14 protein-coding genes and 1 pseudogene are annotated in these 13,180 nt (G+C 74.4%); 10 read left to right on the plus strand and 5 right to left on the minus strand.

Annotation, left to right across the window (positions count from 1 at the left end; translation table 11 throughout):
• Both AC07B0_RS06550 and AC07B0_RS06555 read left to right on the plus strand, forming a co-directional pair.
• Positions 1–1,095 carry an ABC transporter ATP-binding protein gene (locus tag AC07B0_RS06550; protein WP_469377848.1) on the plus strand — a complete coding sequence of 365 codons (1,095 nt, stop codon included), beginning with the start codon at positions 1–3 and terminating at the stop codon, positions 1,093–1,095.
• Positions 1,092–1,799: an HAD family hydrolase gene (locus AC07B0_RS06555; protein ID WP_478897040.1), complete on the plus strand. Its 708-nt coding sequence runs from the start codon at positions 1,092–1,094 to the stop codon at positions 1,797–1,799. Before AC07B0_RS06550 ends, AC07B0_RS06555 begins: the two co-directional genes overlap by 4 nt.
• Here AC07B0_RS06555 and AC07B0_RS06560 read toward each other — a convergent pair.
• Positions 1,757–2,236: a hypothetical protein gene (locus AC07B0_RS06560; RefSeq protein WP_356878492.1), complete on the minus strand. Its 480-nt coding sequence runs from the start codon at positions 2,234–2,236 to the stop codon at positions 1,757–1,759. The genes AC07B0_RS06555 and AC07B0_RS06560 overlap by 43 nt on opposite strands.
• A gap of 161 nt (positions 2,237–2,397) precedes the next feature.
• Between AC07B0_RS06560 and AC07B0_RS06565 the strand changes: the two genes are divergently transcribed.
• Both AC07B0_RS06565 and AC07B0_RS06570 read left to right on the plus strand, forming a co-directional pair.
• Complete coding sequence (locus AC07B0_RS06565) at positions 2,398–3,489, plus strand: DUF2330 domain-containing protein (protein ID WP_356878494.1); 1,092 nt, start codon at positions 2,398–2,400, stop codon at positions 3,487–3,489.
• 41 nt (positions 3,490–3,530) lie between these two features.
• Positions 3,531–4,037, plus strand: coding sequence for a GNAT family N-acetyltransferase (locus AC07B0_RS06570; RefSeq protein ID WP_356878496.1), 507 nt, complete (start codon positions 3,531–3,533; stop codon positions 4,035–4,037).
• 16 nt (positions 4,038–4,053) lie between these two features.
• Here AC07B0_RS06570 and AC07B0_RS06575 read toward each other — a convergent pair whose 3' ends face one another.
• The 4 genes and pseudogenes from AC07B0_RS06575 to AC07B0_RS06590 all read right to left on the minus strand — a co-directional run bounded on the left by AC07B0_RS06575 (position 4,054) and on the right by AC07B0_RS06590 (position 7,424).
• Positions 4,054–5,133: a LacI family DNA-binding transcriptional regulator gene (locus AC07B0_RS06575; RefSeq protein WP_478897042.1), complete on the minus strand. Its 1,080-nt coding sequence runs from the start codon at positions 5,131–5,133 to the stop codon at positions 4,054–4,056.
• Between the two features lie 160 nt (positions 5,134–5,293).
• Positions 5,294–5,419, minus strand: a pseudogene (locus AC07B0_RS06580) (alcohol dehydrogenase catalytic domain-containing protein); the annotation flags it as partial.
• 299 nt (positions 5,420–5,718) lie between these two features.
• The gene (locus AC07B0_RS06585) at positions 5,719–6,516 is read right to left on the minus strand and encodes an ATP-grasp domain-containing protein (protein WP_478897044.1); all 798 of its coding nucleotides are present in this window, start codon (positions 6,514–6,516) and stop codon (positions 5,719–5,721) included.
• On the minus strand, positions 6,513–7,424 hold the full coding sequence (locus AC07B0_RS06590) for an ATP-grasp domain-containing protein (protein WP_356878502.1): 912 nt from the start codon (positions 7,422–7,424) through the stop codon (positions 6,513–6,515). Before AC07B0_RS06590 ends, AC07B0_RS06585 begins: the two co-directional genes overlap by 4 nt.
• 231 nt (positions 7,425–7,655) lie before the next feature.
• On the opposite strand from AC07B0_RS06590, the gene AC07B0_RS06595 reads away from it, so the two are divergent.
• Genes AC07B0_RS06595 through AC07B0_RS06620 form a run of 6 tightly spaced genes read left to right on the plus strand, consistent with a single transcriptional unit; the run spans position 7,656 to position 13,082 of the window.
• The gene (locus AC07B0_RS06595; RefSeq protein ID WP_478897046.1) at positions 7,656–9,242 is read left to right on the plus strand and encodes a sensor histidine kinase; all 1,587 of its coding nucleotides are present in this window, start codon (positions 7,656–7,658) and stop codon (positions 9,240–9,242) included.
• Positions 9,239–9,640, plus strand: a complete 402-nt coding sequence (locus tag AC07B0_RS06600; RefSeq protein WP_281210250.1) for a roadblock/LC7 domain-containing protein — start codon at positions 9,239–9,241, stop codon at positions 9,638–9,640. The genes AC07B0_RS06595 and AC07B0_RS06600 overlap by 4 nt, the downstream gene beginning before the upstream one ends.
• Positions 9,637–9,990 carry a DUF742 domain-containing protein gene (locus tag AC07B0_RS06605; RefSeq protein WP_356878506.1) on the plus strand — a complete coding sequence of 118 codons (354 nt, stop codon included), beginning with the start codon at positions 9,637–9,639 and terminating at the stop codon, positions 9,988–9,990. Before AC07B0_RS06600 ends, AC07B0_RS06605 begins: the two co-directional genes overlap by 4 nt.
• A complete protein-coding gene (locus AC07B0_RS06610) occupies positions 9,971–10,606 on the plus strand; it encodes a GTP-binding protein (RefSeq protein WP_356878508.1) in 636 nt (211 codons plus the stop codon). Before AC07B0_RS06605 ends, AC07B0_RS06610 begins: the two co-directional genes overlap by 20 nt.
• On the plus strand, positions 10,603–11,832 hold the full coding sequence (locus tag AC07B0_RS06615) for a cytochrome P450 (RefSeq protein WP_356878510.1): 1,230 nt from the start codon (positions 10,603–10,605) through the stop codon (positions 11,830–11,832). The genes AC07B0_RS06610 and AC07B0_RS06615 overlap by 4 nt, the downstream gene beginning before the upstream one ends.
• Entirely contained in the window at positions 11,829–13,082 is a 1,254-nt protein-coding gene (locus tag AC07B0_RS06620) for a cytochrome P450 family protein (RefSeq protein ID WP_356878512.1), read from the plus strand. Before AC07B0_RS06615 ends, AC07B0_RS06620 begins: the two co-directional genes overlap by 4 nt.
• Positions 13,083–13,180 lie beyond the last annotated feature (98 nt).

The raw sequence follows: 13,180 nt of genomic DNA on the forward strand, positions 1-13,180 counted from the left end.
ATGTCCACCACCCCTGCCGAGGCCGGGACGCCGGCGGACCGCGGCGCCCCCGCGGGCGCCCTCGTCGAATTCCGCAACCTGCGCCGGGCGTTCGGCTCCACCGTCGCCCTCGACGGCCTCGACCTGACCGCCCGCCCCGGCGAACTCCTCGCCCTCCTCGGCCCCTCCGGCTGCGGCAAGACCACCGCGCTGCGCGTCCTCGCGGGCTTCGAGCAGCCCGACTCCGGCGAGGTCCTCGTCGACGGGGAGGACATCACCCGGGTCCCGGCCAACCGCCGCGACGCCGGCATGGTCTTCCAGTCGTACAGCCTCTTCCCGAACCTCACCGCCCGCGAGAACGTCGCCTTCGGCCTGCGGGTGCGCAAGGTCCCCGCCGTCCGGCGCCGCGAGCGCGCGGCCGAACTCCTCGACCTGGTCGGCCTCCCCGACCACGGCGACCGCTACCCCCACCAGATGTCCGGCGGCCAGCAACAGCGCGTCGCCCTCGCCCGCGCCCTCGCCCTGCGCCCCCGCGTCCTGCTCCTCGACGAACCGCTGTCCGCCCTGGACGCCAAGGTCCGGGCCAATCTGCGCGACGAGATCCGCCGCCTCCAGCTCTCCCTCGGCATCACCACCGTGTTCGTCACCCACGACCAGGAGGAGGCCCTCTCCATGGCCGACCGGGTCGCCGTGCTGAACGCCGGAAGGCTGGAGCAGTGCGCCGCCCCCGCCGAGCTGTACGACCGGCCCGCGACGCCGTTCGTCGCCGAGTTCGTCGGCACCATGAACCGGCTCCCGGGCCGCCTCGGCGACGGCGGCCTCGTCGAAGTCGCCGGCACCCGGCTGCCGGTCGACGGCCCCGTACCCGCCACCCCGGACGTCGAGGTCCTCGTCCGCCCCGAGAACGTCACCGTGGCCGCCGACGCCGACGGCACCGCCGCCGTGGTGTCGGCCTCCTTCTTCGGCTCCGTCACCCGGCTCCACCTCGACCTGCCCGGCGGCAGCCGCGTCAAGGCCGACCTGCCCTCCAGGGACGCCGGGGCGCTCGTACCCGGAGCCCGGGCCACCGTCGGCCTGACCGAGCGGCCCGTCCTCGTCGTGGCGAGGACCGCGTGAGCGCGCCCGCCGCCGTGCTCTTCGACATGGACGGCACCCTCGTCGACACCGAAGTGCTGTGGTGGCGGACGACCGAGGAGGTCGCCGGCCAGCTCGGCCACCGGCTCGGTCCCGCGGACGCCCCCGAGGTCGTCGGCCGGGCCGTCCAGGACACGGCAGGACACCTCGTACGGCTCACCGGCGGCGCGGCGGACCCGGGCGCGGTCGCCGCTTCCCTCACCGACGGCTTCTTCCGCCGGGTCGCGGCCGGCGCCCCGCTGCGCCCCGGCGCCCGCCGGCTGCTCGCCGAACTCGCCGCCCGGGCCGTGCCCTTCGCCCTGGTCAGCGCCTCACCGCGGGTGGTGGTCGACGAGGTGGTCGGGGGCGCGCTGGCCCACGTCCCCTTCGCCTTCACCCTCTCCGCCGACGACACCGAACGGACCAAACCGCACCCCGACCCGTACCGGGAGGCCGCCGCACGGCTCGGCCTGACCCCCGGCGAGTGCGTCGCCGTGGAGGACTCCCCGGACGGCGCGGCCTCCGCGGAAGCGGCCGGCTGCGCGGTCCTGGTGGTGCCCTCTCTGCTCGACGTACCGCACTCGCCGGCCCGGACCTTCGCCGACTCCCTGGAGGACGTCACCCCGGACCTGCTGCACGCCTGCCTGCGACCCGCCCCCGGGGATCAGGCGCACAGGTCGAGCAGCGCCAGGATCCCGTCGGCGTAGGCGGCGGCCACCGAACCCGGGGCCGCCGCCCGTTCGCGGCGCAGCCCCGGCAGGCCCGTACGGACGAAGGCGGCGCACTGTCCGTACAGCCCCGCCTCGTGCGAGGAGCCGTCGTCCTCGGTGTTCAGGAACGACAGCAGCGTCCACAGCAGCGCCTCGCGGGTCGCCAGCCGGGGCGGCCCGGCCGCCCACACGGCCATCAGCACCCCGCACGCGGCGGGGGCCGGCGGCCACAGCTTCGGCCCGGAGAACACGTGGCCCTGCAGGGCGTGGAAGGCCGCCGGATGCCCTTCGGCGGCATCCCACAGCATGTCCTCCAGATGCCCCGCCGGGCGGCCGCAGCCGCACTCGATGGAACCCCAGTCGTGCCGGTCGATCTCGGCGCTCACGGCGTCGGGGACCAGGGGGCTGCTGCGCGGCTTGTCCTTCCCTCTCATGAGCCCTAAGTATGGGATCAGCCGGGGCCCGGGCGGTCCGGCCGCGGCCACTCCACGGGCACGGATCGGCCGCAGTTTGATGACGACGCCCCTGATGGCGGGCTCACGGCGGGGTGCCGGGCGGCGGGAACCGGGCGGCGCGCGGTGTCGTCCCCTCACCCGTGTGGACCAAACGAAGGATCCCGGCCCTGCTGTTCGCCCTGTTCCTGACCCAGGCGGGCGCCCTGATCAGCCCCGCCTACGCCTGCGGCTGCGGGGCGATGGTGCCCGGCGACGCGGCCCGGATCGGGGTCGACCGCGAGGCCTCCGTCGTGCGCTGGGACGGCCGTACCGAAGAGATCGTCATGCGGTTCACCGTCGGCGGCGACGCCCGCGAGGCGGCCTGGATCATGCCCGTTCCCGGACGGGCGACCGTACGGCTCGGGGACGCCGGCCTCTTCCCCGAACTGGCCGACCTGACCCGCCCGGAGCACCGGACCCGCGGCTACTTCTGGCCGCGCGACAAGGACTGGCCCTTCTCCTCCGGCGGCCGTGACACCGTCGGCGGCGCCGCCCCCGGCGCCGGAAACCCCTCGGTCGGCGTCGTCGGCCGGGAACGGCTCGGCGACTTCGACGTGGCCCGGCTCACCGCCACCGACCCCGACGCCCTGCGCTCCTGGCTGGAGTCCAACGGCTTCGAACTGCCCGACCGGCTCGCCACCGAGGTCAAGCCGTACGTCGACCAGCGCTGGGAGTACGTCGCCGTCCGCCTCGCCCCGAAGGAGCCGGGCCGCACCCTGCGCGGCGACCTCGACCCGCTGCGGATCAGCTTCGACAGCGACCGGCTCGTGTACCCGATGCGGCTCTCCCGGATGGCCCGCACCCCCCAGTCGCTCGGCCTGTACGTCCTCGCCGCCCACCGCATGGAACCGCGCTCCCCGATCGGCGGCGCGACACCCGAGGTGACCTTCGCCGGAACCGTCACCCCGGAGGGGCCGCTGGCCGAACTCGCCGGGACCGCGCCCCTCTTCCTCACCGCGATCGAGCAGCGGTTCCCGCGGCCCGAACGCATCGACGGGGACCACGAACTGCGCGCCACCGCCGAGGACACCCCCTACCGGAGGATCGTCCACCACGACGAGCTCCTCACCGCGGGCGGCGTCCCCGTCTGGCTGCTCACCGTCGCCGGCGCCCTGACCGCGGCCGTCGCCGCCACCGCGGCCCTCCTCCGCCGGCGCCGCACCCGCGCGGGGACGGCGGTTCCGCAGGGATAATGCCCTGGCACGAGGGGCCCGCCCCCGGGGACACTGGTCCGATGCGCATACGAGCAGCGGTCCTCGCGGACCTACCGGTCTGCCAGGACATCGAACGGGCCGCCGGGGCGTGCTTCCGGGACATCGGAATGGCCGCCGTCGCCGACGACGAACCGCTCCCCCTGGAAGAGCTCGCCCGCTACGGCGACGCCGGACTGGCCTGGGTGGCCACCGGCCCGGACGGCCGTCCGGTGGCCTACCTCCTCGCCGAACCGGTCGACGGCGCCCTCCACGTCGAGCAGGTGTCGGTGCACCCCGGCAGCTCCCGCCGGGGCGTGGGCCGGGCCCTGCTGGAGCACGCCGGACTGCGGGCGGCCGCCCGCGGGGACCGCGCGCTCACCCTGACCACCTTCGAGGCCGTGCCCTGGAACGCCCCCTACTACCTCCGCTGCGGCTTCCGGATCCTGGCCGAGGACGAACTCACCCCGGGCCTGGTGGAGATCCGGCGCCAGGAGGCCGCCCACGGCCTGGACCGCTGGCCGCGCGTCTGCATGGTCCGGCCCCTGTGAAGGGCCGCAGCCGGGTTCAGGCCGAGGCGCGCCGCACCAGCGTCGTCGGCGTGATCACCGAGCGGGGGACCGGGCCGGCGGCCCGCCGGTCCTCCAGCGACCGCAGCAGCAGCCGGGCCATCAGGCGGCCCATGCCCTCGATGTCCTGACGCACCGTCGTCAGGGGCGGATCGGTGGTCTCCGCCACCGACTCGGCGTCGTCGAAGCCGACCAGTGCCACGTCCTCGGGGACCCGGCGGCCCCGGGCGCGCAGCACCTCCAGCGCGCCCGTCGCCATGAGGTCGTTCGCGGCGAACACGGCGTCCAGGCCGGGCCTGCGGTCCAGGAGTCCGGCCATCGCCCGGGCCCCGCCCGCGGCGGTGAAGTCCCCGTCGGCCAGCAGCCCGGGATCCGCCCCGGGCAGCACGTCCAGGTACCCGTCCAGCCGGTCGGTCGCCGAGGTCTGGTCGCGCGGCCCGGCGATGTGCGCGATCCGCCGCCGGCCCAGGTCCAGCAGGTGCCGTACGGCCTCGCGCGCGCCCCCGCGGTTGTCCGCGTCCACGTACGCGACGCCGCCGTGGGCGCCTGTGGCGTCCGGGCCGTCGGTCCAGCCCGGCCGGCCGCCGTAGACGGTCGGCAGGCCGATGCGCCGGGTGATCGAGGGCAGGGAGTCGTCGGTGTGCAGGGAGAAGGCCAGGGCGCCGTCGACGTGCCCGCCGGCCAGGTAGCGTTCGATCCGCTCGTAGTCCCGCTGGTCCTCCACCAGCAGGAGTACCAACTGGGCGTCGTGCGCGGTGAGTTCCCTGCTGATGCCGCGGACCTGGCGGGAGAAGAACGGATCGGAGAAGATCCGGATCTCCGGCTCCGCGATGATCACCGCGATGGCTCCGGTGCGCCGCGTGACCAGGGTGCGGGCGGCCGGATTGGGTACGTAGCCCAGTTCGCGGACGGCCTCCTCGACCTTCTCCACCAGGTGCGGACGAACCCCTTCGCCCCCGTTGACGACGCGGGACGCGGTGGCCCGGGAGACGCCGGCGTGCGCGGCGACGGCTTCCAGGGTGGGGCGGCCGCCGGGGGCCGTGGCCGGCCGGGGGGCCGCGGAAAGCTGATCGGGCACGGATGGTCCTCCTGCCTCTGCGGGGGCGCTCGCCTCGCCGGGCAGCAGGGTAACCCTTGCCGCCGGGGCCCGAGCGGGCCCCGGCGGCAAGGGGGCCGATACCGGCCGGTGCCGGCGGCGGACCGCCGGGAGCACTGCGGCAGGCTTACCGACGCCCCGGCCCCCGGCCGCCGCGCCAGTCGCTGCGGCACAGCCCGGTCGCCTCGACGCGCACCACGACCCCGCCCGTGGCCGGGACCGGATCGGGCACCTCCCGTACCCAGTCCCCGTACCGTTCGGACGCCACCGCGCACTCGGCACCGTCCTCCGGTCGACTGCCGGGCACGCTGCCGGCCTTGCCGCGGCCGGGGCCCGGTGAGAGGCTTCGAGGACCGCGGCCCGCCGTCGGCCGCGGAATCCGTGATCACCCGGGGGGAACCGTGAACCGCAAGCGCAAGGCCACCGTCGCCGTCGTCCTCTTCGCCGTGTGCGCCGTACTGGGCTTCGGCTCGCAGGCCGTCGCCGCAGCCGGGGACAAGAAGGTCGAAGTCATCAAGTAGGCCGAGGTCATCCAGTGGGCCGAGGCCGTGCAGGGGGCCGAGGCCGTCAAGCAGGCGGCGCGGCGCGCAGCACGAGGTCCGCGAGGGCGCGCGGCGCGCCCGCCTGGCCCCGGATGCCGGGGAAGGCGTTGACGTCCACGATCAGGGGTGCGCCGCCACCGGTGTCGATGACGTCCACGCCGTAGACCTCCAGCCCGAAGACCTCGCCGACCCGCAGCGCCGACTCCTCCCACCCGGCGGGGAGCCGTCGCACCGCCGTGGTCGGTTCGCCCGCCGCGGTGGCCAGCTCCGAACGCCGCAGGCCCGCGAAGACCCGGCCCCCGACGACCCACAGTTTGTGGTCCCAGCCGGAGTTGGGGGCGAAGTCCTGGACCACGACCGGTTCCCGGCCCCACACGGCCGTCAGCTCCCGCAGGTCCTGAGCGCCGTCGACCCGGGCGACCAGGTCGTCCTTGCGGCTGTGCCGGCTCTTGACCACCAGGGGCCCCTCCGGCCGCCGCTGCGCCGCGGCCGCCAGTTCGCGGAGCGTGGCGTGGGCGCGGGTGCCGGCGAAGGGGAGTCCCGCCCCGAGGGCCAGCTCCGCCATGGTGATCCGGTCCTGGCACCGCTCGGTGGCCGCGGCGGAGTTCAGCACCACCGTCCCCCGCTCCTCCAGGGCCCGCGCCAGCTCCAGCGCCGCCGGCGTCCGCGCCTTCAGCAGGCAGACGTCGGGCCGCGCGCCCGGGGCCCCCGTGGCTCCCGCGGCGGGGTCCAGTACCTCCACCGTGTGCTCGGCGGAGAGCAGTGCGGCGGTGGCCGCGAGCAGCGGATGCCCCGGATCCGGGGTGATCAGGCCGATCCTCACGCGCCGTCACCCGCCCGGGCCGCCACCTGGGCGGGGATCGTCACCGGCAGGGTGGAGTACGCCGTCACGGGCAGGCGGGGCACCGACTGCCGCGTGCCGCCGGTGCGGGCCAGGCCGAGAACGGCCCGCGCCACCCGGGCCGCGGCGTCGGGGACCTGACGGAAGCTCGGGAAGTCGTTCACGTCGACCACCACCGGCCCGTCGGGACCCAGCAGCACGTCCACCCCGTAGAGGTCCAGCCCGTACACGGCCCCCACCCTGGCGGCGATCTCCGCCACCTCGGCGGGCAGCGGCACCCGGCGCTCGCGCACGGCGGGGTCGGGGTGCAGGGGCGAGCAGCGCTCGGTGGCGAACAGCTCCCCGTCGACGCAGTACACCTTGATGTCGGTGCCGGGATTGGGCACGTACGGCTGGGCGATCAGCATGCCCTCGCCCGCGAGTCCGGGGAGCAGCCCGGCGAGCCGGTCCGGGGAGGGCACCAGGTGCACGGCACGGCCGGAGCTGCCGTCGGCGGGCTTGACGACGAGGGGGTACTCCGCCTCCGGTATCTGCGCCAGCAGTTCGGGCCGGGCGACCGCGTAGGTCGCCGGCATCGGCAGGCCGTGGGCGCTGCCGACGGCGGCGGCGAGGGCCTTGTCCCGTACGCCGCGGATCGACCGGGCGTCGTTGACCGTGGTCGCGCCGGTGGCCGCCGCGGCCTCCAGGAGGGTGAGACCCGGGCCTCCGGACACGGTCTTGAGGACCCACGCGTCGTGGGCGCCGGACCGTACGACCTCGGCCATGCGCAGCAGCGAGCCGCCCGGCCGTACGACGTCGACCTGGTGCCCCCAGGCGGTCAGTTGCCGGATCACCTCGTTCGGCATGCCGTCGTGGCGGTAGTGCTCCTCCACCAGGAAGCAGAGCCTCATGGACCTTCCCCATATCCCCGGACGTCCGCCGCCGATCCCGTCCGGCGAGTTGTGACGTCACAGGATGCCATGCCATAGCCCCGAAACCGCTCCAGACCTGTCCTTAGTGGGCGTTACTCAACGTGACATTGGCCAAGACCTTTCCTAAACGATCAGCAATCCTCTTATAGTTGTGCCTCGTTGCCACAGGAACCCTCTCTTCCATTTACGCCCGGTTTGAGGCTTTGATTGATGACGGCGTCGCCTTCCCCCCTTCGCCCTTCCGCGCTCGCCCTGCTGATCACAGCGGTGGCCACCGGCGCGCTCTCCATGGCGGCGGTGGCCGCGGCCCCGTCGTCCGTCCGCGAACCCCTCGCCTGGTTCTCCGCGTCCGGCTCCCTGGTGCTCGCGGCCGCCGCCTGCGCCCTCACCTGGACGGCGCGCAGCGCCCGCCTGCTGCGCGTCCGGCTCTCCCTCCTCACCCGTGAACTCGCCGACCGCGACGCGCACCTCGCCCGGCTCACCGCCGAGGCGACCCGCGAGACGGCCGCCCGCACCGCCGAGCGCGGCCGCCTGGTGGCCGAACACGCCGCCGAACTGGAGCGGCTGACCTCGGAACGGACCGCGGAACGCGAGCACCTGACGGCCTCCCACGCCGCCGAGCTCGACCGGATGACCGCCGCCCAGCTGGCCTCCCGCGAACGCCTCGGCGAGGAACTGCGCCGCGCCGAGTCCGGCCGCGCCGCCGCCATGGCCGCCGCGGCCAACGCCGCCGGCCGCATGCAGGCGCTCGCCACCGGCATGCTCGCCGACCTGCGGGACATGGAGCACCGGCACGCCGACGAGGACGTCCTCGGCGACCTGCTCCACCTCGACCACCGCACGGCCCAGGCGGGCCGGCTCGCCGACTCCATCGCCGTCCTCACCGGAGCCCGCTCGGGCCGCCGCTGGGCGAGGCCGATCGTCATGGAGTCGATCCTGCGCGGAGCCATGGGCCGCATCGGCGGCTACCAGCGGGTGCGACTGCACTCCACCAGCGAGGCCGCCGTCGCCGGGCACGCCGCCGAGGGCGTCATGCACGCCCTCGCCGAACTCCTCGACAACGCCGCGAACTTCTCCCCGCCGAACGCCGAGGTCCACGTCTACGTGGAAGAGGTGCCCGCCGGGATCATCATCACCGTCGAGGACAGCGGACTCGTCATGAGCGAGGTCCAGCTGCGCCGCGCCGAGCAGGCCGTGAGCGCCGAGTCGCTGGACCTCGCCGGGCTCTCCGGCACCCGGCTCGGCCTCGCCGTCGTCGGCCGCCTCGCGCGCAAGCACGGCCTGACGGTCTCCTTCCGCCCCTCCGCGCGCGGCGGCACCGGCGCCCTGATGATGCTGCCGCAGGACCTGATCAGCCGCACCGCCGCCGAAGCCGTGCCCGCCCCGGCGCTCGTGGCCGCTCCCGAGCCCGTGGCCGCTCCCGCGCCCGCCGCCCCGGAGACCGAGCCCGCCCACGGCCCCGCCGAGCCCGCGGGCCCCGCGCCCGTGCGCGAGCGCGGCCCCCGGCCCGAGGCCGCCGACGGCTCCGCTCCCGGCGCCGGCACAGAGGATTCCGAATCCACCGGCCGGAACCCGGTGATCGGCGAGAGCGGACTGCCCCAGCGGAGGCGCGGCAAGACCCTGGCCGCCGCCCACCCCGAGGGACCCGACGCCGCGGGAGCGACGGCCCGCACCCCGGCTGCCCCCGGCGGCGCCTCCCAGTCCGCAGCCCGCTTCGGCAGCTTCCGCCAGGCCGTGCGCGGCACTTCGGCGCAGCAGCCCTCGAACCCCCCGCACCCGGAAGGCAACACGCGATGACCGGCACCACCACCGACGAGACGCTCAGCTGGCTCCTGGAAGGACTCCTGGAGCGCACCCCCGGCGCCCGGCACGCCCTCGTGCTGTCCCGCGACGGCCTCAAGCTGTGCCGCACCCCCGAGCTCTCCGTCGACCAGGCCGACCAGCTCGCCGCCATCGCCGCCGGCATCCAGAGCCTGTCCCACGGCGCGTCCATCGAGTTCGGCGACGGCACCGGCGGAGTCCGCTCCGCGATGGCCGAGTTCTACGGCGGCATCCTCTTCATCGTCGAGGCCGGCGAGGGCGCGCACCTCGCGCTGGTCGCCGACGAGGAAGCCGATGCCGGCTTCGTCGGCCACAACATGTCCGAACTGGTCGAGCAGCTGAGCGAGCATCTGATCGCCAGGCCCCGGGGTTGAGCCGCGGCAGGCCGGGCCGGGACGACTCCCCGGACCGGCTCTACACCCTCACCGGCGGCCGCAGCCGTTCCGGCTCGGACGCCTTCGACCTCGTGACCCTGATCGTCACGGAATGCGATCCCGTACCGGGCATGCAGTCCGAGCACGCGGCGATCCTGCGGATGTGCCGGTACCCGACGGCCGTCGTGGAGATCGCCGCCGAGCTCGGCCTGCCCGTGTCCATCGTCCGGATCCTCCTCGCCGACCTCCTCGGGACCGGGCGCATCAGCGCCCGGCACCCGCGTTCGACGTACCTCCTTCCCGACCCCGACATCCTGGAGCAGGTGCTCGTTGGACTCCGCAACCTCTGACCGGGGCACGACCCGGCAGGCCCTCAGCAGCACCGCCGACAACGGCCTGAAGATCGTCATCGTGGGCGGTTTCGGGGTCGGCAAGACCACCATGGTCCGCTCGGTCAGCGAGATCCGCCCGCTGAACACCGAGGAGACGATGACCAAGGCCGGCGAGGCAGTCGACGACACCGCCGGCATCGGTACGAAGACCGCCACCACCGTGGCCTTCGACTTCGGCCGCATCACCCTCGACGCCCACAACGTGCTCTACCTGTTCGGCGCCCCCGGCCAGGAACGGTTCTGGTTCCTCTGGGACCGGCTGTTCTCCGGCACCCTCGGCGCCGTCGTCCTCGTCGACACCCGCCGGCTCGCGGACTCCTGGTACGCCATCGACCGCCTCGAACACCACGGCACCCCCTTCGTCGTCGCCTGCAACGACTTCGGCGGACCGGCCCACACGCCCGAGCAGATCCGCGAGGCGCTCGACCTGCCCCCCGAGGTGCCGCTGCTGTTCTGCGACGCCCGCTCGCGCGCCTCCAGCAAGCAGGTGCTCATCTCCCTCGTCCAGCACCTCCAGCACCTCCTGCACCACCAGACGGCAGTCCTGAACACGATCCCGGAGCCCACCCCGTGACCACCCCCGAGCCCCAGCCCGTCTACCTCGGCGGCCCCCGCTTCCAGACCGACCCCGTCGAGCTGTACCGGGAGATGCGGCGCGACCACGGCGCCGTCGCCCCGGTCGTCCTCGACGGCGACGTACCGGCCTGGCTGGTCCTCGGCTACCGCGAACTGCACCAGGTCACCAGCGACCCGCAGCTGTTCTCCCGCGACTCCGACCTGTGGAACCAGTGGGACCGCATCCCCGCGGACTGGCCGCTCCTCCCGATGATCGGCCGCAAGCAGCCGTCCATCCTCTACACCGTCGGCGAACGCCACCGCGAACGCGCCGCCGTCATCTCCGACGCCCTGGAAGCCGTCGACCCCTTCGAACTCAAGGGCCACGCCGAACGCTTCGCCGACGAACTCATCGACCGGCTGTGCGGCAAGGGCGCCTGCGACATCGTCGGCGAGTACGCCATGCTCCTCCCGCTGCGCGTCCTCGCCCGCCTCTACGGCTTCTCCGACGACCAGGGCCCCGGCCTCGTCACCGCCATGAACGACATGATCAACGGCCGCGAGGGCGCCCTGGACGGCCAGCGCCACCTCGGCGAGTCCATGTACGCGCTGCTCACCGCCAAGCAGGCCGCGCCGGGCCCCGACGTCGCCTCCCGCATGCTCTCCAACACGGCCGGCTTCACCCTCGACGAGGTCGCCCAGGACCTGATGGTGATGATGGCCGCGGGCCACCAGCCCACCGCCGACTGGATCGGCAACACCCTGCGCCTGATGCTCACCGACGACCGGTTCGCGGCCTCCCTCGCGGGCGGCCGGCACAGCGTCGGCGAGGCCATGAACGAAGTCCTCTGGGAGGACACCCCCACCCAGAACGTCGCCGGACGCTGGACCACCCGCGACACCAAGCTCGGCGGACAGCGCATCGGCCGCGGCGACCTGGTCCTCCTGGGCCTGGCCGCCGCCAACGGGGACCCGCACGTACGCACCGACGCGGGCGCCCTCACCGGCGGGAACAACGCCTTCTTCTCCTTCGGTCACGGTGAACACCGCTGCCCCTTCCCGGCGCAGGAGGTCGCCGAGGTCATCGCACGGACCGGCATCGAGGTCCTCCTCGACCGGCTCCCCGACGTCGACCTCGCCGGACCCGCCGCCGCACTCACCCGGCGGCCCTCGCCCTGGCTGCGCGGCCTCACCGAACTCCCCGTGACCTTCACCCCGACCCCCGCCCTTGGAGCCACCCGATGACGTGCCCGATCGACCACGCCGGCCCCGCCCCCCTCGTCCTGGACCCCTTCGTCACCGACCTCGACGCCGAGAGCGCCGCGCTGCGCGCCGCCGGCCCGCTGGTCCGCGTCGTCCTGCCCGGCGGTGTCGGCGTGTACGCCGTCACCCGCCACGCCGAGGCGAGAAGACTCCTCACCGACTCCAGAGTGGTCAAGGACATCAACGTCTGGGGAGCCTGGCAGCGCGGCGAAATACCCGCCGACTGGCCGCTGATCGGCCTCGCCAACCCCGGCCGCTCCATGCTCACCGTCGACGGCGACGAACACCGCCGCCTGCGCACGCTCGTCGCCCAGGCCCTGACCGTGCGCCGGGTGGAGAAGCTGCGCGCCGGCATCGAGGAGCTGACCACGCGGATGCTCGACGCGCTGGCCGCGCTCCCGGCCGGCGAACGCGTCGACCTGAAGGCCGGCTTCGCGTACCCGCTGCCGATGAACGTCATCAGCGAGCTCATGGGCGTGGACGCCACCGAACACCCGCGGCTGAAGGCCCTCTTCGAGAAGTTCTTCTCCACCCAGACCCTGCCCGAGGAGGTTCCGCAGATGATGGCGGACCTCGGCGCGCTGTTCTCGCGGATCGTGGAGTCCAAGCGGGAGAACCCGGGCGACGACCTCACCAGCGCCCTCATCGCGGCCTCCGAGGACGGCGACCACCTCAGCACCGAGGAGATCACCAACACCCTCCAGCTGATGGTCGCCGCCGGACACGAGACCACGATCAGCCTGATCGTCAACGCCGTCGTCGCCCTGGAGACCCACCCCGAGCAGCGCGCCCTCGTTCTCAAGGGCGAGGTCCCGTGGGAGGACGTCATCGAGGAGACCCTGCGCTGGTCCACCCCCACCTCGCACGTCCTGATCCGCTTCGCCGCCGAGGACATCGAGGTCGGCGACCGGATCCTGCCGCGCGGCGAGGGGCTGATCGTCTCCTTCGGCGCCATCGGCCGCGACGAGGAGCAGTACGGCGAGTCGGCGGGGGAGTTCGACGTCACCCGCACCCCCAACCGGCACATCTCCTTCGGCCACGGCCCGCACGTCTGCCCCGGCGCGGCCCTGTCCCGGCTGGAGGCCCTGGTGGCCCTCCCGGCGCTCTACGCCCGCTTCCCGGACCTGAGCCTCGCCGTGGCCCGCGACGAGCTGCGCAATAAGCCGATCCTGACGCAGAACGACCTCTTCGACCTCCCGGTCCACCTGACCGCGCCCGCGCGGGGGCTCTGACGTACCGGCACCCCGGCCCGCCGGACCGGCACCGGACCCGGCGGGCCGGGGTGCCCGCGGAAAATATCGGATGGTCTTCCCGCGGACGGACTTGTTAG

It is taken from the genome of Streptomyces sp. NPDC044704, assembly GCF_056433525.1.